The sequence below is a fragment of the Streptomyces sp. NPDC001194 genome (assembly GCF_042896985.1).
Lineage (GTDB): Bacteria > Actinomycetota > Actinomycetes > Streptomycetales > Streptomycetaceae > Streptomyces.
In genome coordinates this window covers 62789-85288 of sequence record NZ_JBIAXU010000026.1, presented here as the reverse complement: position 1 = coordinate 85288, position 22500 = coordinate 62789, and the positions used below count along the sequence as shown (strand labels likewise).

18 protein-coding genes and 1 pseudogene are annotated in these 22500 nt (G+C 73.8%); 5 read left to right on the top strand and 14 right to left on the bottom strand.

The features are described 5' to 3' along the window. Nucleotides 1-106 precede the first annotated feature (106 nt). The 9 genes and pseudogenes from ACFY1T_RS33515 to ACFY1T_RS33475 form a co-directional block, all read right to left on the bottom strand. Nucleotides 107-940 (bottom strand): PaaX family transcriptional regulator C-terminal domain-containing protein, encoded by an 834-nt coding sequence (locus tag ACFY1T_RS33515; protein WP_390791529.1) that lies wholly within the window; start codon nucleotides 938-940, stop codon nucleotides 107-109. A 62-nt stretch (nucleotides 941-1002) separates the two neighbouring features. Further along, nucleotides 1003-1728, bottom strand: coding sequence for an Asp/Glu racemase (locus tag ACFY1T_RS33510; RefSeq protein ID WP_390791534.1), 726 nt, complete (start codon nucleotides 1726-1728; stop codon nucleotides 1003-1005). A gap of 104 nt (nucleotides 1729-1832) precedes the next feature. Then, complete coding sequence (locus ACFY1T_RS33505) at nucleotides 1833-2750, bottom strand: fumarylacetoacetate hydrolase family protein (protein ID WP_390791528.1); 918 nt, start codon at nucleotides 2748-2750, stop codon at nucleotides 1833-1835. Between the two features lie 20 nt (nucleotides 2751-2770). Next, nucleotides 2771-3907 carry a cupin domain-containing protein gene (locus ACFY1T_RS33500; RefSeq protein WP_390791527.1) on the bottom strand — a complete coding sequence of 379 codons (1137 nt, stop codon included), beginning with the start codon at nucleotides 3905-3907 and terminating at the stop codon, nucleotides 2771-2773. After that, on the bottom strand, nucleotides 3904-5019 hold the full coding sequence (locus ACFY1T_RS33495) for a carbon-nitrogen hydrolase family protein (RefSeq protein ID WP_390791526.1): 1116 nt from the start codon (nucleotides 5017-5019) through the stop codon (nucleotides 3904-3906). The genes ACFY1T_RS33500 and ACFY1T_RS33495 overlap by 4 nt, the downstream gene beginning before the upstream one ends. A 10-nt stretch (nucleotides 5020-5029) precedes the next feature. Continuing rightward, nucleotides 5030-7333, bottom strand: coding sequence for an FAD-dependent monooxygenase (locus ACFY1T_RS33490; protein WP_390791525.1), 2304 nt, complete (start codon nucleotides 7331-7333; stop codon nucleotides 5030-5032). Between the two features lie 52 nt (nucleotides 7334-7385). Beyond that, nucleotides 7386-8027 (bottom strand): acyl-CoA thioesterase, encoded by a 642-nt coding sequence (locus ACFY1T_RS33485; protein WP_390791533.1) that lies wholly within the window; start codon nucleotides 8025-8027, stop codon nucleotides 7386-7388. Next, nucleotides 8013-9629 (bottom strand): annotated as a pseudogene (locus ACFY1T_RS33480) (AMP-binding protein); the annotation flags it as partial. The gene ACFY1T_RS33485 and the pseudogene ACFY1T_RS33480, both read right to left, overlap by 15 nt. Nucleotides 9630-9801: 172 nt before the next feature. Further along, a complete protein-coding gene (locus tag ACFY1T_RS33475; protein ID WP_390791524.1) occupies nucleotides 9802-10326 on the bottom strand; it encodes an ATP-binding protein in 525 nt (174 codons plus the stop codon). Nucleotides 10327-10570: 244 nt separating this feature from the next. Between ACFY1T_RS33475 and ACFY1T_RS33470 the strand changes: the two genes are divergently transcribed. Together ACFY1T_RS33470 and ACFY1T_RS33465 are read left to right on the top strand one after the other, a co-directional pair. After that, nucleotides 10571-11533, top strand: a complete 963-nt coding sequence (locus ACFY1T_RS33470; RefSeq protein WP_390791523.1) for an alpha/beta hydrolase fold domain-containing protein — start codon at nucleotides 10571-10573, stop codon at nucleotides 11531-11533. Between the two features lie 78 nt (nucleotides 11534-11611). Beyond that, nucleotides 11612-12319 (top strand): phosphatase PAP2 family protein, encoded by a 708-nt coding sequence (locus tag ACFY1T_RS33465; protein ID WP_390791522.1) that lies wholly within the window; start codon nucleotides 11612-11614, stop codon nucleotides 12317-12319. 42 nt (nucleotides 12320-12361) lie between these two features. Here the strand turns inward: ACFY1T_RS33465 and ACFY1T_RS33460 are convergent, their stop codons facing one another. The 4 genes from ACFY1T_RS33460 to ACFY1T_RS33445 form a co-directional block, all read right to left on the bottom strand. Further along, on the bottom strand, nucleotides 12362-12850 hold the full coding sequence (locus ACFY1T_RS33460) for a hypothetical protein (RefSeq protein ID WP_390791521.1): 489 nt from the start codon (nucleotides 12848-12850) through the stop codon (nucleotides 12362-12364). Between the two features lie 152 nt (nucleotides 12851-13002). Next, complete coding sequence (locus ACFY1T_RS33455; RefSeq protein ID WP_390791520.1) at nucleotides 13003-14034, bottom strand: LacI family DNA-binding transcriptional regulator; 1032 nt, start codon at nucleotides 14032-14034, stop codon at nucleotides 13003-13005. A gap of 59 nt (nucleotides 14035-14093) precedes the next feature. Next, nucleotides 14094-15635, bottom strand: coding sequence for a carboxylesterase/lipase family protein (locus tag ACFY1T_RS33450; RefSeq protein ID WP_390791519.1), 1542 nt, complete (start codon nucleotides 15633-15635; stop codon nucleotides 14094-14096). A 127-nt stretch (nucleotides 15636-15762) separates the two neighbouring features. Next, on the bottom strand, nucleotides 15763-16500 hold the full coding sequence (locus ACFY1T_RS33445) for a phosphatase PAP2 family protein (RefSeq protein ID WP_390791518.1): 738 nt from the start codon (nucleotides 16498-16500) through the stop codon (nucleotides 15763-15765). A 939-nt stretch (nucleotides 16501-17439) separates the two neighbouring features. Between ACFY1T_RS33445 and ACFY1T_RS33440 the strand changes: the two genes are divergently transcribed. The 3 genes from ACFY1T_RS33440 to ACFY1T_RS33430 all read left to right on the top strand — a co-directional run bounded on the left by ACFY1T_RS33440 (nucleotide 17440) and on the right by ACFY1T_RS33430 (nucleotide 21414). After that, nucleotides 17440-18687, top strand: coding sequence for an MFS transporter (locus ACFY1T_RS33440; RefSeq protein ID WP_390791517.1), 1248 nt, complete (start codon nucleotides 17440-17442; stop codon nucleotides 18685-18687). Nucleotides 18688-18880: 193 nt separating this feature from the next. After that, nucleotides 18881-19807: a 5'/3'-nucleotidase SurE gene (gene surE / locus ACFY1T_RS33435; RefSeq protein ID WP_390791516.1), complete on the top strand. Its 927-nt coding sequence runs from the start codon at nucleotides 18881-18883 to the stop codon at nucleotides 19805-19807. Then, the gene (locus ACFY1T_RS33430; RefSeq protein WP_390791515.1) at nucleotides 19804-21414 is read left to right on the top strand and encodes a carboxylesterase/lipase family protein; all 1611 of its coding nucleotides are present in this window, start codon (nucleotides 19804-19806) and stop codon (nucleotides 21412-21414) included. Before surE ends, ACFY1T_RS33430 begins: the two co-directional genes overlap by 4 nt. Before the next feature lie 116 nt (nucleotides 21415-21530). On the opposite strand, the gene ACFY1T_RS33425 is transcribed toward ACFY1T_RS33430, so the two are convergent. Beyond that, complete coding sequence (locus ACFY1T_RS33425) at nucleotides 21531-22490, bottom strand: alpha/beta hydrolase (protein ID WP_390791514.1); 960 nt, start codon at nucleotides 22488-22490, stop codon at nucleotides 21531-21533. Nucleotides 22491-22500 lie beyond the last annotated feature (10 nt).

The following is a 22500-nucleotide window of genomic DNA, read 5'->3' as shown; positions in this document are numbered from 1 at the left end:
GTGGGGGCACCTCCCAGCGGTAGCTGGGGGACGTCGGCGAGCGAGGACAACGCGGCGAGGCGCGGTGCCCGCCGCCGCGAGCCCGGCGTGATCGGCAAGACACCCCCTAGGGGGTGTCCTCCGTCAGACCGGTGATCTCCTGGACGTGGTGGAGGCTCGGGGTCTGGAGGACCGCGTGGAGCCGCTGGAAGAGCTGGCGGGCCGCCACCGCGTTCCAGTCCGCCGGCAGGAGTTCGCTCGGCAGGCCCGGGTCGAGGTAGGGGAGGCGGCGCCACTGCGTGAGCAGCGGCACGTAATGGCGGAAGGCCTCGGCCGGGTCGGGCTCCCCCTCGGCCGCGAGGCGCGCGGCGACGGGGGCGTACGTGTCGGTGAAGGCCGCGTACTGGGTCTGGATCGCCGGGAAGTCCCACCAGTCGCTCACCGTCCGCGCCAGGTCGCTGAAGGCGGCGTAGTCGGCGGCGAACAGGTGGACGTACTCGCTGAGGCCCAGCCGTACGAGCATCACGCGGGCGTCGTCGAGCAGCCGCCCGGGGGCGAGCCACACACCCGGCGCGATGTTGCCGAAGCCCAGCCAGGTGAGCCGGGTGCGCAGCTGGTAGCGGTGGGAGCGCTCGGACTCCGGTACGGAGAACACCGCCATGGCCCAGCCGTCGGCCAGGTCGGCGGGTTCGAGGCTGGCGAAGATGCGGCGGTCGCCCTCGTCGAAGACCGGGTGCACGGCCGGGCTGAGCCGGTATCCGGTGGCGCCCCGGCGCTCCGGTTCCAGCACGCCGCGCTTCTTGAGGCGGGAGATCGCCGACCGCACCGCCGGGCCGTCGACGTCCAGCTCGCCCATCAGCGTGATCAGGTCCGCGATGGAGATCCAGCCGCCGAGGGGGCGCAGGAACGCTCCGTAGACCGTGTTGATCAACGAGCTGGGCCTGAGGGGGCTGTCCGACATGATCGCCTTCCGTAGTGCGCGGTCGCGATCATATCGAGCGCCTCCCCCCAGGGCCCCGGCCCCTACTGCGGAAGCGGCGTCCGCGCGTACGCACCGGAGAGCAGGTGGCCCGCGCCCGGGGCCACCGCCGGCAGGTCCAGGGCGCGCAGCATCTGGTGGGCGGTGCATACGGCCGCCGACACCACCGGCTTGCCCAGCAGCTGTTCGGCCTCCTCGATGGCCCCCAGGGAGGGCATCTGCACGCACGCGGAGAGCACCACCGCGTCGGCGTCCGCGTACGCGAGCGCGCGGGCGAGCCCGGGCAGCTTCGCCGGGTCGTGCGCGGCCACATCGAGGTTGTCCGGAATCTCGAGGGCCTCGTAGTCCAGGACCTCGATGCCCTCGTGCGTGAGGTAGTCCACGACGGTCCGCGTGAGCGGGCGCATGTACGGGGCGAGCAGGGCGATCTTGCGCGCGCCCATGGTGTGCAGTCCGTGGACGAGGGCGCCCGCGCTGGTGACGACGGGTGCGGGGGCGCCGTTCTGCGCCGTACGGGCGTGCAGGCGCCGCTCCGAGGTGCGGTGGTAGCCGAGGCCCATGCTCATGATCGCGACCAGGCAGGCGTACCCGAGCACGTCGACGCGGGCGTCGGACAGCTCCACCGCGCAGCGGTCGGAGTCGGCGTCCATGGCCTTGAGCTGTTCCGGTGTCACGTGGGTCATGCGCATCCGGCTGGAGTGGAAGGTGAACCTCTCGTCGGGCAGGACCGCCTGGCGGGCCCGCAGGATGGCGGGGACCTCGGTCTCCATGGTCACGTTCGAGCTCGGCACGATCTGGCCGATGCGGTAGGTGCGGGGCGGCACGGGTACTCCTCGGTGCTTGCTCGGCGTACGGGGATCAGCGGCGGCGGTGATCAGCGGGCGTCGACGACCGGGTTGGCCAGCGTGCCGATCCGCTCGACGGTCGCCTCCACCGTGTCGCCCGGAACCAGGAACTCCGGCGGCACCATGCCGGCGCCGACCCCGGACGGCGATCCCGTCGCGATGACGTCGCCGGGCTCCAGGGTCACCCCGGAGCTGATGTCGGCGATGAGGCGGGCCACGGGGAAGAGCATGTGCCGCGTGTTCGACTTCTGCTTGGTGACCCCGTTGACGCGCAGCGAGAGGTCGAGGTCCATCGGGTCGGGGATCTCGTCCGCCGTGACCACCACCGGGCCGAAGGGCGCGTACGAGTCCTGCCCCTTGGAGAAGAACCACTGGCCGGAGCGGCGCTGGTCGCGGGCGCTGATGTCGTTGACGATGCTGTAGCCGAAGATGTGCCCGTACGCCTCCTCCTCGCTCACCCGGAACGCGGTACGGCCGATGACGACGGCCAGTTCGCATTCCCAGTCCAGCTGCCCGGTGAGGTCGCCGTTGTGCAGGATCGGCGCGCCGGGGCCGGTGACGGCGGTGGCGGGCTTGCTGAACAGGACGGGGCGGGGCGGGAGTTCCTTGTCGGTGTCCAGGCTGCGGCTGGACTCCTCGACGTGTTCGACGTAGTTGAGGCCGACGCCGATGATCTTCCCGGGGCGCAGCGGGGCGGCCGGGGTGACGTCCGCGAGCCGGTGGACGGCCCCGGCCGGACGGGCGGCGGGGTCGGCGTCGACGAGGCGCCGGGCGGTCTCCAGGGCGGCGGGGCCCGCTTGGACGAACGCGAGCAGATCGCTCGGGAGGTCGACACCGGCGTGGTCGGCCAGGACCCCGAGGTCGAGGACGGTGCCGTCGACGTCGGCGCCGAGACGGGGCGCGCAGTCGCCGGTGGCGGGGGCGGGGGTGAAGGTCAGCAGACGCATGGCGGGGTTCCTCGGGGTGGTCAGGCGGTGGCGGTCGGGGCGGCGGGCGGCATCGGCTGGTGGCCGCCGTTGTCCGGGTACGCCTCTTCGCGGTGGAAGCCGAGCGAGCGCATGACCGGGAAGTCGTTGAAGGAGAAGAGGCAGGCGTCCTCGGACCGGTCGAGGTTGTGGTGCTCGTGCCAGGCCCAGGAGGGGACGCAGAAGATGTCGCCCTGGCGCCATTCGAAGCGCTGCCCGGCGATGACCGAGACCCCGTGCCCCTTGGCGGCCGTGTAGACCACCGAGCCGGTGTGCCGGTGGGCGCGGGTGGCCTGCCCGGGACGCAGCAGCTGCATGTGGGCGCCCATCGTGGGCATCACGGAGCCGCCCGTGACCGGGTTGGTGTACTCGGCGATGATCCCGTCGTACGGGGAACCCTCGCTCGCCTCGGCGAGGCCGAGCAGGGCCTCGTACGTGGGCTCCCAGGGGTAGGCGAGCAGCGGCGAGTAGGGCCGGCTCCAGCGCTCCGAGCCGTACGGGAGCAGGTTCGCGGCGTACTCGAGCACGGAGGAGTTGACCACCTTGCCGGGCGTCTGGTGGAGCTCGGGATGGACCTCGTAGAACCCGGCGTCCAGGGCGTTGACGAGCGGGATGTCGAGGCCGTCCTGCCAGATGACGGGCCCTTCCTCGCCGTCGTTGCCGTGCTCGTGCCAGGTGCCGTTGGGGGTGATGGCGAAGTCGCGCGGGCCGACCCGCAGCTTCTGGCCGTCGACGATGGTCCAGGCGCCGGTGCCCTCGTGGACGAAGCGCAGGGCGGCGGCCTGGTGGCGGTGGGCGGTCATGGCCTCGCCGGGGCCCATGATCTGGAGCCCGGTGTAGAGGAGGCCTGCCGCGGCGCTGACGTCCTTGCGGCCGGGGTTGACGAGCATCACGACGCGGCGTCCCGCGTCGTCGGCCTTGACCATGCCGAGGGCCTTGTGGACGAGGGGCCGCAGCTCCTCGTATCGCCACAGCACGGGAACGGACTTGGGCTGCGGGTACCAGGGCTCGATGTCGTTGGCGACGGTCCACAGGGCGCCGGCGTCCAGGGCTTCGAGCTCGCCGTAGTACGCGGTGAGCTCGGGGGTGTCCAAGACCCGGGCGCGGCCGAGCATGGTGTCGTCCTGCTCGATGGTCATACGTCCTCCTCAGGCGTGGTGATCCGGGGGCCGGCGGGCGGCGCGGTGAACGTCACCGGCAGGCGGGGGCGGTTGTCGACTTCGAGTCGGAAGATGTCGAAGCGGTTGTAGTGACCGGTGATGTCGTGCATCTGCTTGGGCTGGATGCACCGGCCGAGGTCGATCTCGCCGTAGACGATGCCCTCGTCGTCGACGAGCGGTTCGGTGACCGGGCGGCCGTCGGGGCCGAAGATCCCGGACAGGGCGCTGCGGGGCCGCTGGAACAGGGCGCGCAGCTCCTCGTCGTCCCCCGCGAGCAGGTCCACGATCTCCGGGGAGACGGTGGAGCAGGCGACGACGGAGAAGACCTTGCCCTCGAAGCTGTGGGCGGCGGTACGGACGGCGATGGCGTCGGCCATGTCGTAGTCGGCCGGGGCCACGGGCAGGGCGATGTAGCAGGAGGCGTGGACGAGTTCGCCCTGCGCGAGGAGGGCGAAACGGGCCAGCGTGTTGGTGTTCTCGCCGCAGGCGAGGGCGCCGAGCGGGCCGACGGAGGTGGGGTGCACGCGCAGGGAGCTGCCGTCGCCGCCGGTCCACGTGAGCTTCTCGGCCCAGGTGGGCACCAGTTTGCGGTGCACGCCGAGGAGCCGGCCGTCGGATCCGATGGTGAGCAGGGTGTTGTAGAGGACTCCCAGGCTGTGCGCGGCGCGCTCGTTGACGCCGATGACGAGGACGACCCCGTACTGGCGGGCCGCCGCGCGCAGGGCGTCCACGTACGGGCCGGGGACGTCGACCGAGGCGCGCTGGAGGCGCTCGAACCAGGGCGAACCCTGGACCGGGTTCATCGTCCAGTTCCAGTACGGGTAACCGGGGACGAACACCTCGGGGAAGACGACGAGTTCGGCGCCGTTCCCGGCCGCCTCGGCGATGAGCGCGACGGCCTTGTCGACGGTGGCGGCGGGGTCGAGGTAGACGGGCGAGGCCTGGACGGCCGCCGCCGTGAAGCGGGGCAGGTGGCTCAGGGGCAGGGGCGGGCGGGCCGGGGTCGGGGTGTTCGGGGGCGTGCCGTTCGGGGGCGCGCCGTTCGGGGGCGTGCCGTTCGGGGGCGCGCCGTTCGGGGGCGGGGTTTCCATCGGGGTCTCCTCAGTTGGCCGGCGCGGTGGCGGCGAGGCGCGGCAGCCAGCGCTGGTGCACCGGCGCGGCGGGGCGGCGCAGCAGCTCCAGGCGCGGCGGGACCCGGTCGGTGCGGGCGGCGGGCGGTCTGCCGCTGCCCGCCTGCCAGCCGGGCGCCCAGGGCGCGGCGGGCCCGCGGTAGCCCTGTGCGGCCGCCGCGTGCAGGGTCCACAGCGGGTCGTGGAGCTGGGCCCGGCCCACCCCGCAGAGGTCGGCCCGGCCGGCCAGGATGATCGAGTTCACGTCGTCGTAGGTGGAGATCGCGCCGACGGCGATGGTGGGCACCCCGGTGGCGTTGCGGATCAGGTCGGCGTACGGGGTCTGGTAGCTGCGGCCGTAGCGGGGCCGCTCGTGGGCGACGACCTCGCCGGTGGAGACGTCGATCCCGTCGGCGCCCGCGTCGGCGAGGGCCCGGGCGATCGCCACGGCGTCGGCCTCGCCTAGGCCCCCCTCGGCCCAGTCGGCGGCGGAGATCCGCACGAGCAGCGCCTTGCCGGCGGGCCACACCTCCCGTACCGCGTGCAGCACTTCGAGGGGGAAGCGCAGCCGCCCGGCGAGGTCGCCGCCGTACCGGTCGGTGCGCAGGTTGGTCAGCGGCGAGAGGAACCCGGACAGCAGCTGTCCGTGCCCGTACTGGAGTTCCAGTGCGTCGAAGCCGACCCGGTCGGCGCGCCGGGCCGCGCGTACGAAGTCCCGTACGACGAGGTCCATGTCGGCCCCGGTCGCCTCGCGGGGGACCGGGCTCCGCTCGTCCCAGGCCACGGCGGAGGCGGCGATCGGCGCGCCGTCCCCGGCGGCGGCCCGGCGGCCGGCGTGGGTGAGCTGGACCCCGAGGCAGGTGTCGGACTGGCCGTGGACGAAGTCGGTGATCCGCCGCCAGGCGGCCTCCTGTTCGTCGGTGTACAGGCCGGGGCAGCCGGGGGTGGCCCGGGCCCCGGCGCTGACGGCGGTCATCCCGGCGAGGACGAGGCCGGAGCCGCCGAGGGCCTGGGTGCTGAGGTGGACGAGGTCGAAGTCCCCCGGGACGCCTTCGCGGGCCGTGCCGAGGGCGGTGGGCGGCACCACGACCCGGTTGCGCAGGAGCAGTCCGCCGAGGGGGAAGGGGCGGAACATCGGCGGCACGGGGGCGGTGGAGTTCACGGCGGTCGTGAACTCCTCGTCGCGCACGCGCAGGTTGTCGTAGGTGACGCGGCGGCTGCGGGTCAGCAGGTTGAAGGCGAACTGCTGCGGCTCCTGGGCCGTGTAGCGGCCGATGTTCTCGAACCATTCGAGGCTGGCCTGGGCGGCGCGCTGGGTGGATTCCACCACCGGGCGGCGCTCGTCCTCGTACGCGGCGAGCGCGCCCGGCACGTCCGGGTGCTCGTGCAGACAGGCCGCCAGGGCCAGGGCGTCCTCCATGGCCAGCTTGGTGCCGGAGCCGATCGAGAAGTGGGCGGTGTGCGCGGCGTCCCCGAGCAGGACGACGTTCTCGTGCCGCCAGGTGCGGTTGCGCACGGTGGTGAAGCGCAGCCACTTGGAGTTGTTGGGGAGGAGCCGGTGCCCGTCCAGGTGTGCGGCGAGCAGTTCCTCGCAGCGGCCGATGCTGTCGAGGTCGCTGGTGCCGGGCGGGTGGTCGCGGTCCGCGAACTCGGCGAAGCCCGCCCGCCGCCACGCGGCCTCGTCCATCTCCACGATGAAGGTGGAGCGGGTGGAGTCGTACGGGTAGGCGTGCACCTGGAGGGTGCCGAAGTCCCGCTCCTCGACGAGGAAGGTGAAGGCTTCGAAGACCTTGTCGGTGCCGAGCCACATGTAGCGGCCGGAGCGTTCGTCCAGGTCGGGCCCGAAGGTGTCCGCGTAGGCGGCGCGGGTGGCGGACCGGACGCCGTCGCAGGCGACGACGAGGTCGTACGCGGCCGCCAGCTCGGAAGCGGGCGGGGACTGCGTGCGGTAGCGGACGTCCACGGCGAGGGCGGCGCAGCGCTCCTGGAGGATCCGCAGCAGCTGCCGGCGGCCGATGGCGGCGAAGCCGTGGCCGCCGGAGGTGAGGGTCCGGTTCCGGTGGGTGACGTCTATGTCGCTCCAGCGGGCGAACTGCGCCGACATGGCCGCGTAGATCTCGGGATCGGCCTGCGCGATGCCGTCGAGGGTCTCGTCGGAGAAGACGACCCCGAAGCCGAACGTGTCGTCGGGGGCGCCCCGCTCCCAGACGGTGACGTCCCAGTGGGGGGAGAGCTGCTTGGCCAGGGCTGCGAAGTACAGCCCGCCGGGCCCTCCTCCGCTGACTGCTACGCGCACGGCGTACCTCCTAGTGGTTCCGGAACAACATATGGTGCAGATTTGGCGACCGTCAACAATGCTCTACATCCCTCGTGGGTCGGGCGAAGAGCTCGGGTGCCTGCGGGCCCGATTTCGTCAGCACCTCGCGCACGTCGGCGGGCCAGGGGGTGGTCCCGGTGGCGCGGGCGGCGGAGTGGGCGATGACCATCCGGCCGCTGGCGGCTTCGACGCCCTCCTCGCCCTGGACCGTGAACACGTACGTCAGGGAGCTGGAGCCGACCTTGGCGACGCTCAGCTCGATGCGCACGGCTTCGCCGAACCACAGGCGGGCCCGGTAGTCGGCCTCGAAGTGGACGCGCGGGGTGCTGCCGAAGAGGTGCGCCAGACCCAGGCGGCGCAACAGCACGGCCTCGGCCGCTTCGACCCACCGCACGACGGTGGAGTGGTGGTAGTGCCCGGCGGCATCGGTGTCGGGCCATTCGACGCGGCGCTCGATGACCACCCCGGGCAGGTGCGGGACGAGGGCTTCGGGGCAGCCGGCGGCGCAGCCGGCTTCGGCGGCGGACGCGGCTTCGGCTCCGGCTTCGACGGCGGACGCCGCTCCGACGGCGGCTTCGGTCGGCGCCTGAGCGGGCGCTCCGACGGGTTGCGGGTGCTGCGCCCGGACGGGCTGCGGTGGCGCCCCGGCGGAGGCCCGGGCCCACTCGCGCAGTTCGCCGCGCTGGAGCTTTCCGTTGCCGGTGCGCGGGAGCCGCGGGACGAACTCCACGGCGCGGGGGTATTTGTACGGGGCGATGGCCCCCTTGACGTGGGTCTGGAGCTCCCGGGCCGTCGCCTCGTCCGCCGGGACCCCGGCGCCGAGCACGACGTACGCCTTGACCAGCATGCCGCGCCGCTCGTCGGGGGCGCCGACGACCCCGCACTCCTCGACGTACGGATGGGCGGCGAGGGCCTTCTCGACCTCCGGGCCCGCGATGTTGTACCCCGAGGAGACGATCATGTCGTCGCTGCGGGCGACGTACCAGTAATAGCCGTCCGCATCGCGGACGTAGGTGTCGCCGGTGATGTTCCAGCCGTTCCTGACGTACGCCGTCTGGCGCGGATCGGCGAGGTAGCGGCAGCCGGTGGGACCGGTGACCGCGAGCAGGCCGGGCTGCCCGTCGGGGACGGGATCGCCGTACTGGTCCACCACGGCGGCGCGGAACCCGGGTACGGGCCGGCCCGTGGCCCCGGGCCGGATGTCCTCGTCCGCCGCGGAGATGAAGACGTGCAGCATCTCGGTGGCGCCGATGCCGTCGATGATGCGCAGCCCGGTGGCGGCGTGGAACTCCTCCCACACGGCGGCGGGCAGCGCCTCGCCGGCGGACACGCAGCGGCGCAGCCCGGCCAGTCGGCCGACCGCGCCGGCCGCCATGATCGCGCGGTAGGCGGTGGGCGCCGTGAACAGGACGGTCACGCCGTGCGCGTCGACCAGGTCGGCCAGTTGCTCCGGGGTCGCCTGCTCGATCAGCAGGGTCGCGGCCCCGACGTGCAGCGGGAAGACCACGAGCCCGCCGAGCCCGAAGGTGAAGGCGAGCGGCGGCGTGCCCGTGAAGACGTCGTCGGGGCGGGGCTTGAGCACGTGCCGCGAGAACGTGTCCGCGTTGGCCAGGACGTCGCGGTGGAAGTGCAGCGTCGCCTTGGGCCGCCCGGTCGTGCCGGAGGTGAAGGCGATCAGCGCCACGTCGTCCGCGGCGGTGGGGACGGTGGCGAACACGCCACTCTTGGCCGCGCAGCGCGCGGTCAGGTCCACGACGCCGGGGCCGCCGTACGTGAGGACGGGCAGGTCCCCGGGGCTCCGGGAGGCGGCGGTGGCGAGCTCGTCCACGTAGCGGTGGTCGCAGACGGCGACGGTCGGACGGCTGATCTCGGCGAGTTCGGCGAGTTCGGCGGCGCGCAGCAGCGGCATCGTGGTGACGGCGACGCCGCCCGCCTTGAGGACGCCGAACCAGGCGGCCACGAGCCAGGGGTTGTTGGGGGCGCGCAGCAGGACGCGGTTGCCGGGCACGAGGCCGAAGTCCTCGGTGAGCACCTGCGCGACCTGGTTGGCGCGCTGCTGGAGCTCGCCGTACGTCCAGCGCTCGGTCGGGGTGAGCAGGCACGGGCGGTCGGGGCCCCAGCGCTCGACGGCTTCGTCGAGCAGGCGTGCGGCGCAGTTGAGGCGGTCCGGGTAGTCCAGTTCGGGGAGGTCGAAGTGGAGTTCGGGCCAGAGGGGGAAGGCCGGCAGCCGGTCTCTGCAGAAGGAGTCGGCGTGGGCGGAAGGGGAGAGCTCCATGGGGCGGCACCTCAATCAGGGAGCAGCGGGGGAGATGCATGGAAGTTATCTCGATATTTTTACGTCCGTCAACATTGCGCGATATTTCGATGCGCGGCGGACACCCCTCGGGACCTCGCCGGGCGCCCGCCGGACCGGCTCCGGGGAAGCCCCGGCGCACGCGCGGACGGGTTCAGCCGACGGGCAGGAACACGCACACCGTGACGCCGAACTCGCCTCCCATGAGGTGGAGTTCACCACCGGCCTCGATCGCGAGCAGCCGCACGATCAGCAGTCCGCGACCGCTTTCGGAGTCCGGGTCGACCTCCTCGGCGGGATCCGGCAGCCGGGGCGGCAGGACGCCCTGATCGGCGACTTCCAGCCGCAGCCACCCCCCGTCGAGGGCCAGTCCGATCCGCATCCGCCCGCCGGCGGCGGCGTGCCGGACGGCATTGCCCGCGAGCTCGCTCACGGCCAGCAGCAGGACGTCCGCCGCCTCGGCGCGGACCGGCCAGCCCGCGAGGACGGCCCGGACGCGGGTTCGCAGCAGCGGGACGGCGGCCGGGACGGGCTCCGCCACCCAGTGGGCCGAGCCCCGGGCGCGGGACGGGACGGAGGCGGTGAGCGGCGGAGCGCCGACGGGGGCACCCGCGACCACGGCGCCGGCAGGCGCATCCGAGGGGATCGCCCGGGGAGGGAGGGTGGCGGTGGTGAGCATGACGTGCTCCCGGAGGGGGAAGGCGACGCCGCCGCAAGTGTCTCGTGTAACTACCCGGGAACTCAGATGCCCCGTGGGCTTGTGGTCAGCGGAAACGCGTCGCTAGAGTTGTGATTACACGTGTAACACGCTAAGCCTCCCCCGGTGCCCGCGCAAGCATTTCGGACAAAACGTTACGAAGCCTGGGCCGCCCGCACCGGACCCGCCGGCCACCGAGGCCGCACACCGAATTGGGAAGAGCTCAATGACGCAATCCCTCCCGGCCGAGTTCGACACCGCCGACATGACCTGGCCGCCCCCGCCGTACCAGCGCCCCGTCCCGCCCGTGACCGGCGCGGACGGCATACGCCGCTTCGACGGGATCACGTACGCGACCACCCCCGGCTACCGCCCCCGCCTCCTCGACGTACAGCTCCCGGCGGGCGAGGGCCCCTTCCCGGCCGTCGTCTGGATCCACGGCGGCGGCTGGCTGGACGGCGACCGGCGCTACCCGCCGCCGACCGTGCCCGCCGCCCTGCTGCACGGCGCGGTCCTCGGCGCGGGGCTGGCCCTCGTCTCGATCGACTACCGGCACAGCCTCGAAGCCCCCTTCCCGGCGCAGCTGCACGACGTGAAGGCCGCGATCCGTTACGTGCGGCAGTTCGCCCCGACCCTCGGCATCGACCCGGAACGGATCGGCGTCTGGGGCGAGTCGGCGGGCGGTCACCTGGCCGCGCTCGCCGGCCTCGTCCGCCCCGGCGGCGCCGACGCCGAGACCCTGGCGGCGCTGGAGGGCTCCCACGGGGTCGGCTCCGGCGACACCGGAGTCCTGGCCGTCGTCGACTGGTACGGGGTCCACGACCTGCCCGCCCTGGCCGCGCACCCGCTGCCGATGCCGACCGGCGCCGAGTTCCCGAACCCCTACGACGCCCTGCTGGGCGTTCCCGCGGCCGAGCAGGCGGAGCCGGCCCGGTTCGCGAGCCCGGTCACGTACGCCGTCCCCGGCTCGAACCCCCCGCCGTTCCTGCTGGTGCACGGGACCGCGGACGGGCTCGTCCCGTACAGCCAGAGCGAGACCCTGGCGGAGGCGCTGACGGGCGCGGGCGGCGAGGTGACGCTGCAGCCCGTGGCGGACGCCGACCACATCTTCCTCGGCTCCCCCGACATCCCCGCGATCGTCGCGCAGAGCGTGGCGTTCCTGGCCCGCCACCTGGGCGCGGGGGCCTGAGCCCCACCCCGATCCCGCTGCTGTTCCCCGTGGGGGCGCGGTCCGGCCGCGCCCCCACGCGTACGTCGAAAGGCAGTCATGTCCCGGCACACACTCACTCCGCCGCGCGCCGCCGCGGCCGCGCCGCAAGCGGCGGACCCGCGCCGCCGGCCCGGCACCCTGCTCTTGGCCGTGCTGTTGCTCGGCTCGGCCGCGGCACTGGCCCTCACCGTCCGCGCGGACGTCGTGAACCCGCCGTTCCAGGGAGCCGACGAGCGGTGGCTGGCCTGGATGGGCGGCCCGCACGAGGGGTTCCCCGCGGCCGTCGCGGCCGCCCTCAACTGGTTCGGCGGCCCGCTGGGCGTCGTCGTACCGCTCTCGCTGCTGGTCTTCCTGCTCGTCCGCGGGCGCCTGGTCTCGGCGGGCTTCCTGCTCGGGGTCTACCTGGTGGGCAGCATGCCGGTGGTGCAGGGGCTCAAGCACCTGGTGGACCGCCCGCGCCCGGCGGACCCGATGGTCCGCGTCGACCACGGCTCGTTCCCGTCGGGCCATGCGGCGGGGGCGGCCCTGCTCGTCGTCCTGGTCGGCGTCCTGCTGGTCCCGGCCGCCCGGCGGCGGGCCTGGTGGGTCGGCGGCACGGTGTTCACGCTGGCCATGATGTGGAGCCGCACCTGGCTGCACGCCCACTGGCTCAGCGACACGGTGGCGGGGGCGGCGGCCGGCGCCGGTACCGCACTGCTGGCGTGGTGGGCCCTCTCCCCCGCCCTCGCCCGGGAACGCGACCGGCTGCCGCGTCCGCGGCCCTGATCCGCCGGAGGCCCGCACGTCGGACCCTCGGTTCTCAGGCCCTCAGGCCGTCTCGCCCTCGGCGCGCCCTTCTCCGGCCATGAACCGCCAGACCAGGGCGTGCCCCAGGACGATCAGTCCGATCAGCAGCAGGGCTTCGGCCTGGATGGGGCGCAGGCCGAGGTGGCGGGCGAGTTCGGGACGGGCACCGACGACGGCGATGAGGGCGTAGAGCAGTGCGGCCCCGGCCTGCTGCCAGGTGACGAATCGGTCGCCCCGGGCGCGGGCCAGCAGCCGCAGGGTGCACACGCAGCCGACGACGGAGAGGGCGACGAAGGCCGCCCGCCAGACCTGCGGCTGCTCGGTGCCGCCGACCTGGGCGAAGAGACCCATCAGGGCGGGCAGCAGGAACGAGAGGTAGATCCCGCCGACCACCCGCCTGACGGAGGGGTCGCCCATCCAGGCCGCATGGCTCTGGACGACGTTCCACCACAGGCCGACCAGGGTGAAGCAGGTGGCGGAGAAGAGGGCGTAGAAAGTACTGACATCCATGGACCACGAGGGTGGCAGCGGGTCCGGGCACGGCGGGCGCTACACGCCCTGAGTCGGCCCCGCCCGCGCCGGGACGGCCTACGCGGCATCGCCCGGAACCGCCCCGCCGCAGTCCCGTGCGGGTGGGGGAGGCCGGACGTGACGCGGGTCCGTCAGGAGGTGTCGCGGTGGACGAGGAGCGCCTCGATGGCGGGGACCGGGGGCGTCGTCCCCGTCTCGATCAGCTCGTGCAGGGCGTCGGCGACGCGGGCCGGCGCGGGCAGGTCCAGGCGGACCGTGGTGAGGGCCGGCTGCTGGAGGGCGGAGATGACCAGGTCGTCGGAGCCGACGATCGCGACCTCGTCCGGCACCGCGATGCCCTCGGCCTGGAGGGCGTGCAGCAGCAGCGTCGCGTACTCGTCGTTGTACGCGAAGACGGCGTCCAGGCCCAGGCTCGGCCAGCGCCGGGCGAGGGCGGTCGCGGACTCCCGGGTGTACGCGAGCTCCACCGGGGTCACCGTCGCCATGTGGCGGGCGGCGACCGACTCGGCCCCGGCGAGGCGCGGGCGGGCGAGGGTGCCCAGACCGCGCTCCTGGGGCAGGACCACGCCGATCCGCTTCCGGCCCCGGGCGATGAGGTGCCCGGCGGCGGTGGCGCCGATGTCGGCGTGGTCGAAGCCGATGGTGTGGACGCCCGCCACCGGGCGGGCGGCGAACGCGAGGAGGCCGCGCACCCCGGCGCGGCTCAGCAGTTCGGCGGCCTGGGCGGTGAAGCGGTCGCCGTCGAGGGCGATGACGGCGGCCGGGCGCAGCTCGGCCCAGGCGCGGGCCGCGTCGAGGGGGTCGGCGAAGCGGCCCGCGTGCAGGACGGCCGTGTAACCGTGCCGGTCGAGCTCGCTGTGCAGGTCGTCGACCCAGTCGCTGACGAGCCGGCCGATCGCGGAGATCGAGGCGGGCATCAGGACGAGGTTGCTGCGCCCGGCGCGCAGGGACCGGGCCGCTGCGTGCGGTACGTAGCCGAGCTGCCGGGCCGCGTCGAGTACCCGCATGCGGGTGGCGGCGCTGACGCGGTGGCCGGGGGTGTCGTTCAGCACGAACGACACGGTGGCGCGTGACACCCCGGCCAGCCGGGCGACGTCCGCGCTGGTGATCGATAGGGGTGACGCGGGGCTGCTCGTCACTCCGGCCTTGGGCTCCCTGGGCATGGTCCTCGGTGCTCCTCGGGTAGACCGTCCGCCTTTCTCCCCAGGTTACACGAGTTAGATCATTGGACCCCGCGGGCTTCGTGCAGGCGGCGCGAGGCTCCGGCCAGGTCGTCGAGGGCGGTGACGGCGGAGTCGAAGCGCATCGTGGTCCGCGTCTTCGCGTCGTACTGCGGCCAGTGCGGCATTCCCGGGTGGTTCGGGTCCCCGGTGCGGACGAACGCGATCCACGCCCGGTGCATGGCGCGGGCGAGGCCGTCGCGTACCGCGGGGGCGAGCCCGGCGAGGAAGGGCGCGTGCGACCACTGCTCGAAGTTGTCGAAGACGAAGGGGAGTTCGAGGCAGTGCGCGGCGCCGAGCCGACCCTCGTACGCCGCCGCCTGGAGGTCGAACTGGTAGGCCCACACGGGGTGCTCCGAGTCGGCGCGGGCCTCGGCCAGACCGACGGAGGGGACGCGGAAGAGCTCGTCCGTGATCAGGTCCATGAGGACGTCGGCCGGGCGGGCGCCGGCGCGGGCCGCCTCGTACGCGGCGTAGACGGCCGGGGCGGACTCGGCCCCGAAGGTCTCGGCGATCCTGTCGGTCACCTGCTCCCTGGTCGCGGCCGCGTACCCCTCGTCGAGGCCGAAGCCGAAGTTGGCCTCCTCCCGGGTCCAGCCGATCATCACGTCGACGTCGGCCGCCGCCCCGTGCAGCAGGGCCTCGACCGGGTGGCGCCCGAGGGTGACCCCGTCGACGACGGGCAGGAACGGCGTCGGCCAGTATCCCCAGCGCATCGTGCGGGCGAACAGGCCGCCGGTCGCGCCGATCAGCGCCGGCCAGGGCAGGGCGCGCAGCTCCTGCGCGGTCTCGGCGCCGGTCAGCTCGCGGAAGGCGGCGGTGCGCTCCCGGTAGGCGGCCGGGTCGGGCAGGTCCAGCCCGAAGGGCGGGCTCTGCAGGATCACCCGGCGGATCAGCCCCGCGGCCCGGGGGTGTCCGGCGAGGGCGGCGGTGGAGACGGCGCCGCCGGACTGGCCGGCGACCGTGATGCGGTCGGGGTCGCCGCCGAAGGAGGCGATGTTCTCCCGTACCCATTGCAGGGCGGCGAGCTGGTCGGAGAGCCAGGGGTTGGCCGCCTCGTCGTCCTCGTCCGGGGAGAAGTAACCGAGCGGCCCGATGCGGTAGTTGATCCCGACGAACACCAGGTCGCCGTCGCGCGCGAAGGTCGCGCCGCCGTAGCCGGGCAGCGAGCCCGATCCGGAGACGAAGCCGCCGCCGTGGATCCACAGCAGCACCGGACGGCGGGCCTCGTCCACCCCGGGCGTCCAGACGTTGAGCGTGAGGCAGTCCTCGTCGAAGGGGGGCGACCCGTGGCCGCCGAGGACCGGGTCCCCGCCTTCCGTGTACATCTGGGGGGCGCTGGGGCCGTCGGTGCTCGCGTCGCGGGTACCGCTCCAGCCGGGGTGGGGGCGGGCGGGCCGCCAGCGCAGGTCGCCGACCGGGGGCGCGGCGTACGGGACCGCCCGGAAGACGGAGAGCCCGTCTTCGAGCGCCCCGCGCAGTCGCCCCGCGGGGAGGTCGACTTCGACCGCGGGCGGCGGAGTGTGGTGCTCGGTGTGTGCCATGGGGCCCTTCCTTCGTCGTTCCGGGGGCCGGCGGGCGCGGTGGACGCGCGCCGGCCCCGATCACGAGACTATGGCGAATATTGGACGACCGTCAATGATTCTCGATATTCCGTAGAGCCTCCGGCGCTCACAGCCACAGGCTGTCGGCCGCCATCCGCTCGGCCTCGATCCTCAACAGCGGCTCGAACGCCCTCCACAGCAGCATGCAGCCGCCGGCGCCGGCCAGCGCCCCGGCGACGGTGTCGCTGAGCCACTGGGCGTGCAGCCACGTCCGGCTGAACATCATGGCGACGACGTACAGGGCCGCGAGGAGCCACCACCAGCGCCGGGCCCGCGGGGGGAACACCAGGACACCGGCCACGAACACCAGCGTCACGGCACTGAATACCTGACCCGAGGGGAACGAGCCGTCGGTGACCAGGACCCAGGGATGCGGCGGGCGGGGACGGTCGACGAACTGCTTGAGCGGGAGCACGACGAGGACGTTCGTCACGAGGGCCGCGGTGAAGGCGAAGAGCCCCGACCGCCAGCGCCCGTAGACGCAGAGGCAGCCGGTCAGGCCGAGCGGGAGGACCGTGCCGAGCGGGCCGCCGAGCCGGTCGAGGACGCCCGCGAAGCCGGTGAACGCGTCGCCGCGCGAGCTGTGCAGGGAGGCGGCCCAGCGGTCGTCGAGCCCCTGGAAGAAGGGACGTTCGGAGACGGTGATCACGAGGCCGATCAACAGCGCGCCGAGGAGGAGGCCGGCCCCCACGGCGACCGCGTGGCGGGGCGGGGGCGCCGGGAGGTGGTGCCGGGGAGCGGGGATCAGGGAGCGGGGCGCGCGGGGCGCGGGCGGGGGCGGGGGCATGGCGGAGGGACGTGACATGACGGGCCTTTCACGGTGGTCTCGCCGGGCGGTGGGGGCGCGCGGGGAGACAGGCAGGCACGGAGCGGGGGCGAAGGCTTCGCGGGGCGGGGGCATGGCCCGGCGACGGGGATCGCGGACCGGGCCCGAACGGGATCGCGGACCAGGCCCGGAGGAACGGGGCCGCGGAGCGAGGCCCCGGAAACGGGGCCCTTGAAGCGGGGGCCGGAGGAACGGGGCAGGGGAGCCGGACCGGCAAACGGGGGCCGGGGAGACGGCGCCGGGGAGCGGAGTTCGGGAAACGGGAATCGGGGCCGGGAACCAAGGTCCGGCAAACGGATCGGGGATCGGGCCCGGAAAACGGGGGCCGGGGGCCGAGGCCCGGGAAACGGGGATCAGCCCGGGTAACGGGGATCGGGAATCGGGGATCAGCCCGGGTAGCGCGGATCGGAGATCGGGGCCCAGGGGTGCGGGTCCCAGGGGCGTCCGCGGACCGGGTGCGCGGATGGGCGAGCCGGGAGGGAGTGCCGGAGACCGGGGTCCGGGGATACCGGGCAGCCGGCCGCGGGGTCTTCCGGTGAGCGGCGCGGGGAGTCGACGCGACGCGCCACGGAGTATTGCGGATCCGTGACCATCGCCACAAGCGCAAGAGGGATTTCGGACACAACAGGCCTGCTCAGTGGCCTTGAGGGTGTGGTTACACGTCCTCGCAGCAGGGATCGCGCCCCGATCACGATCGACACACCACCACGCCTCAACCTCTAGCGGGGCTCCGGAATGGGTGCTACACAGTGTCCAAGCGCCGAAGGTGACACGTGTAACAACATCACGTGAACGAACTGCGATCGCCTGCCGGGCGACCCCCGGGGCGCCGCCGCACCCGCCCCACCCGCAGGTTGCGCCCCTCCCCCGCGCCGCACCTCCGCTCCCCCTTCTCGCCCCGTCCCCCGAGGAGTCGTCATGGCCCAGAACGAAACCATCGACCCGCCCGCCCCGGCGGATGCGGAACCTCCCCGCCAGCGTGCGCTCCTGCCCCTGCTGCTGGTCGCGAACTCCGCACTGCTGGCGGTCTACATGGGTGTCGGGTCGATCCTGCTGCCCACCCAGGTCGCGCAGATCGACCCCGACCACAAGGTCGCCGTACTCGGCGTGATCGGCGGGATCAGCGCGGTCTTCGCGACCGCCTTCAACCCGATCGCCGGCGCCCTCTCCGACCGCAGCGGCCGCCGCAACCCCTGGATCCTCGGCGGCGCCTTCGCCTCCCTCGCCGCGCTGGCCTTCCTCGGCTACGCGACCACCGCGCTGATCGTCGGCATCGGCTGGTGCCTCGTACAGGCGACCATGAACGTCTACCAGGCCGCGGTCACCGCGATCGTCCCCGACCGGGTGCCCGTCGCCCGGCGCGGTACCGCCTCCGCGCTGGTCGGGCTGGGCCTGCCGATCGGCGGCACGGTCGGGGTGCTGATCGCCTCCGCGACCGCGGAGCACCTCACCACCGGGTACCTGGTCTTCGGCGCCGTCGTCGCGGTCTCCGCACTGCTGCTCACCACCCTGTGCCGGGACGTGCCGCGCACCGGACCCGCCCCGGCCGCCGTCTCGAAGCGAGCCCAACTGGCGGCGTTCCTCTCGGCATTGGCGAACCACGACTTCCGGTGGGCGTTCATCGGCCGGGCCCTGATGGTCCTCGGCTACTTCTCCGTCGTCGGCTACCAGCTGTACATCCTGGACGACCACATCAGCCTGCCCGACGGGCTGACCCCGCCCGGCGCGATGGCGGTGCTGACCCCGGTGTCGATGGTCGCGATGGCCCTCTCCACCGTGGTGGGCGGGATGCTGTCCGACCGGTGGGACCGCCGCAAGGTGTTCGTCGGCGTCTCGGCCGCGCTGGCCGGGCTCGTCATGGTGGTCCCCGTGATCAGCCCGACCTGGACCGGCATGCTCGTCTTCAGCGCGCTCAACGGGCTGGCGTTCGGCTGCTTCATGGCCGTCGACACCGCGCTCGTCACCCTGGTCCTGCCCCGGGCCGAGGACGCCGCCCGTGACATGGGCGTCCTCAACATCGCCAACGCCGGGCCGCAGATCATCGCCCCGTTCGTCGCCTCGGCCGTCGTGACCACCCTCGGCGGGTACACCCCGCTCTTCCTCGTCGGCGGGGCCCTCTCGCTGATCGGCGCCCTCGCGATCCTCCCGATCCGCAGCGTGCGCTGACCGTCCCGCGGTCACCCGCCGGCCACCCGCCCCTCCCCCGTCCGGACCGCCGCTCACCGCACCGCGGCGGTCCGGCCACCGACTCCGGCGGGCGCATGCCGAGGGTCGTGCGCCCGCCGGTCCCCACCCACCGCACCCTCACCGCACCACAGCGCATTTCGCCTCCTTCCCTCCCTTTTCCAAGGAGCCCTCTGTGAGACGCAAGCGAGTCCTGCCGCCGACCGTGCTCATCCTGTGCACGGCCGCCCTCGCGGGCACGGCCCCCGCGGTCGCCTCGCCGCTGGCCGCGCCCGCGCCGGCCGCGGCAACTCCCGCGGCCCCGCTGCGCATCCTGCTCACGAACGACGACGGGTACAACGCGCCCGGCATCCGCAAGGCGTTCGAGCGGCTGACCGCCGCCGGGTACGACGTCACCATCGTGGCCCCGCTCACCAACCAGAGCGGCACCGGCACGAAGATGATGAGCGCCCCCGCCATCGCGGTGAAGCACCTGGAGCCGAAGGTGTGGGCCGTCGACGGCACGCCCGGTGACTCCGTGCTGTTCGGCCTCTCCGAGGTCTTCGAGGGCCACGCCCCCGACCTGGTGGTCTCCGGCACCAACTTCGGCCCGAACGTCGCCGGTCTCGCCACCCACTCCGGTACGGTCGGCGGCGCCGTCGCCGCACTGGAGAGCGGCGTCCCGGCCATCGCCCTGAGCACCGGCGGCCTGGCCGTTCCCGACCCCACCGCGACGGTCAACGCGATGGGTCCCACCATGGACTTCGCGGTCAGGCTGATCGACCGCCTGCGCACACGGGCGAGGTCCGGACCGCTGCTGCCCAAGGGCGTCGGCCTGAACGTCAACCACCCGGTCGTCGGCGCGGACGGCAAGGGCACCGCCGCCGGTGTGGCCGCGACCTTCCAGGACCCGCAGGCGCCGCTCCAGCCGGACTTCACCGACTCCGGGGACGGCACCTGGAAGGTGGACGTGCGGTTCCGCCCGCAGCCGGCCGCCAAGGGCGGTGACGTGGAGGCGGTGAACGCGAACAAGATCGCCATCAGCCCGATGAACGCCGACTGGAACGCCGGACCGGCCGAATTCGCCGTGACGGCGGCTCTGGTGGCGGGGGTCCGCCCGTGAGCCGACCGCGCACGGGCGCGGTACGGTCACTGCTCGCCGCCGCCTGCGCGGTCGCGGCCCTGATCGCCTCGGCGCTCCCCGCCGCGGCGGTCACGGGGACTCCGTCCGGCGGGTTCCCCCGCCCGCGGGTCACCGTCGATCAGGGCGTGCTGCGGGGGCGGTCCGTCGAGGGGTCCGGCGCGCAGGAGTTCCTCGGCGTCCCCTACGCCGCTCCCCCCGTCGGGGCCGCCCGGCTGCGCCCGCCGCAGGCGCCGCGCCGCTGGAGCGGGGTCCGCGAGGCCACCGGACAGGCCCCGGCCTGCCTGCAGTTCTCGCCGTTCGGGCTGCGCGATCCGGCGGCCGTCAGCGAGGACTGCCTGTACCTCGACGTGTACCGGCCCCGCACGGCCCGGGCCGGAGCCCGGCTGCCGGTGATCGTGTGGCTGCACGGGGGCGCGTACAGCCAGGGCACGGGTACGCAGTTCGGCGGGGGCACCATGGCCGAGCTCACCGGCAGTGTCGTCGTCAGCATCAACTACCGTCTGGGGCAGCTCGGTTACCTCGGGCTGCCCGAGATCACCGGCCAGAACGCGCAGCGCTCCGGTTCCTTCGGGCTGATGGACCAGATGGCCGCGCTGCGCTGGACGCGGGAGAACATCGCCGCGTTCGGCGGGAACCCCGGGAACGTCACGGTCTCCGGGCAGTCGGCTGGGAGCGGTTCCGTCTGCGCCCTGCTCGCCGCGCCTTCCGCGGCCGGCCTGTTCCACCGGGCCGTCCTGCAGAGCGGTCCGTGCACCCTGCTCCGCACGCCGGACGGCGCGCGGGCCGAGTCCGAGGCGCGGGCCTTCGCCGCGGGCGCGGGCTGTACGGATCCGGCCGCACTGGCGGCGTGCCTGCGCGCCGCTTCCGGTTCGGCGCTGGTCGAGGCGGCCCGTACGGTGCCCACCTCGGGTCCGGCGTCCGGTGACGGGCTGCTGCCGGTCGATCCGGCGACGGCCATCGGGAGCGGGAACTGGAACAAGGTGCCGGTGATGATCGGGAGCACCCGGTCGGAGGCGCGCCTGTTCGTGGCGCTGACACGGCCGTACCTGACGCAGGAGCAGTACACCGCGCAGGTCCTGGCGGAGTACGGGGCCGCCGGGCCGGAGGTGCTGGCCCGGTACCCGGTGTCGGCGTACGGATCTCCGTACCTGGCGCTGTCGGCGCTCACGACGGACTCGACGTTCGCATGCCAGACGGCCTGGACGGCGCAGCTGTTCGCCGCTCAAGTCCCCACGTACGTCTATGAGTTCGACGACCCGAACTCGCCGACCCTGTACGGGGCGCAGGTGCCCGGCCTCGACGAGTCGAACGCGCACAGCGCGGAGCTGGCGTACCTGCACGACTTCAGCATGGGCGAGCGCCCGCTGACCGCCGATCAGGTCGCGCTCGCGACGCGGATGAAGCGCTACTGGGGTGCCTTCGCACGGTACGGAGCCCCCGTGGTGCCGGGTCAGACGGCGTGGCCGCCGGCCGGGTCCGGGGCCACGGTCCTCACCCTGAACCCCGCGGCGACGCGGGCGGGCTCCTCGTTCGGGTCGGACCACCAGTGCGCGTTCTGGCGGACCCGACCGACCAGGCCGCTCTGACCGGCGGGCCGCGGCCGCGCCCGGGGATCCCCGCGATCCCGGGGCGCGGCCGCGTCGCCGTGTCCGGGTACGGGGGACGGGCCGGCCGGCGAGGGCGAGCGGTCCGCCGCGAGCGGTCAGGGCCGGGCCAGGGCCGTGCGCAGCGTGTCGATCGCGAGGCCGATGGCGAGCTCCGCGGCGCGGGTCTCGCGCAAGGCGTTCAGCATGACGAAGTCGTGGATGGTCCCCTGGACGCGCAGGGCGGTGACCGGGACAGCGGCTCCGCGCAGCTTGGCGGCGTACGCCTCGCCCTCGTCGCGCAGGACGTCGGCCTCGGCGGTGATGACGAGGGCCGGCGGCAGCCCGGTGAGCTGCTCGACCGTGGCGCGCAGCGGGGAGGCGGTGATCTCGGCGCGCTGGCCCGCGTCGGTCGTGTACTGGTCCCAGAACCACTGCATGCCCTCGCGGCGCAGGTAGTGGTCGGTGGCGAACTGCCGGTAGGAGTCGGTGTCGAAGGAGGCGTCGGTGACCGGGTAGAAGAGCACCTGGTGGCTGAGGCGTACATCGCCGCGCTCTCGGGCCATCAGGGTGAGGGCGGCGCTCATGTTGCCGCCGACGGAGTCGCCCGCGACGGCGAGGCGGCTGCCGTCGAGGTCCTTGCTGCCGCCCTCGCGGACGATCCACTGGGCGACGGCGTAGTTCTGCTCGATGGCGACGGGGTAGCGGGCCTCGGGCGACAGGTCGTACTCGGGGAAGACGACGGCCGCGCCGGTGCCGACGGCCAGCTCCCGCACGAGCCGGTCGTGGGTCCGTGCGTCGCCGAAGACCCAGCCCGCGCCGTGGATGTACAGCACCACGGGGAGCGGGCCGGTGGCTCCGCGCGGGCGCAGGACGCGGGCCCGGACCTCGCCGGTCGGGCCGCCCGGCACGGTGACCCACTCCTCGTCGACGGCGGGCAGGGTGACGCCGTCGCCGCTCTGGAGGTCGTCCAACGCCTTGCGGGCGTCCTCGACGGGGAGCTCGTACAGGAACGGCGGCTTGGCGGTGGCGTCGGCGAACGCCTGGGCGGCGGGCTCGAGTACGGGCGGGTTCGTCACGATCGGGTTC

Bases quoted from the DNA above. Each gene is read 5' to 3' on its own strand.
- ACFY1T_RS33505 (WP_390791528.1), bottom strand. From the start codon at position 2,750: ATGCGTCTGCTGACCTTCACCCCCGCCCCCGCCACCGGCGACTGCGCG.
- ACFY1T_RS33440 (WP_390791517.1), top strand. From the start codon at position 17,440: ATGGCCCAGAACGAAACCATCGACCCGCCCGCCCCGGCGGATGCGGAA.
- ACFY1T_RS33500 (WP_390791527.1), bottom strand. From the start codon at position 3,907: ATGACCATCGAGCAGGACGACACCATGCTCGGCCGCGCCCGGGTCTTG.
- ACFY1T_RS33445 (WP_390791518.1), bottom strand. From the start codon at position 16,500: ATGTCACGTCCCTCCGCCATGCCCCCGCCCCCGCCCGCGCCCCGCGCG.
- ACFY1T_RS33470 (WP_390791523.1), top strand. From the start codon at position 10,571: ATGACGCAATCCCTCCCGGCCGAGTTCGACACCGCCGACATGACCTGG.
- ACFY1T_RS33510 (WP_390791534.1), bottom strand. From the start codon at position 1,728: ATGGAGACCGAGGTCCCCGCCATCCTGCGGGCCCGCCAGGCGGTCCTG.
- ACFY1T_RS33495 (WP_390791526.1), bottom strand. From the start codon at position 5,019: ATGGAAACCCCGCCCCCGAACGGCGCGCCCCCGAACGGCACGCCCCCG.
- ACFY1T_RS33465 (WP_390791522.1), top strand. From the start codon at position 11,612: ATGTCCCGGCACACACTCACTCCGCCGCGCGCCGCCGCGGCCGCGCCG.
- ACFY1T_RS33460 (WP_390791521.1), bottom strand. From the start codon at position 12,850: ATGGATGTCAGTACTTTCTACGCCCTCTTCTCCGCCACCTGCTTCACC.
- ACFY1T_RS33455 (WP_390791520.1), bottom strand. From the start codon at position 14,034: ATGCCCAGGGAGCCCAAGGCCGGAGTGACGAGCAGCCCCGCGTCACCC.
- ACFY1T_RS33475 (WP_390791524.1), bottom strand. From the start codon at position 10,326: ATGCTCACCACCGCCACCCTCCCTCCCCGGGCGATCCCCTCGGATGCG.
- ACFY1T_RS33515 (WP_390791529.1), bottom strand. From the start codon at position 940: ATGTCGGACAGCCCCCTCAGGCCCAGCTCGTTGATCAACACGGTCTAC.
- ACFY1T_RS33450 (WP_390791519.1), bottom strand. From the start codon at position 15,635: ATGGCACACACCGAGCACCACACTCCGCCGCCCGCGGTCGAAGTCGAC.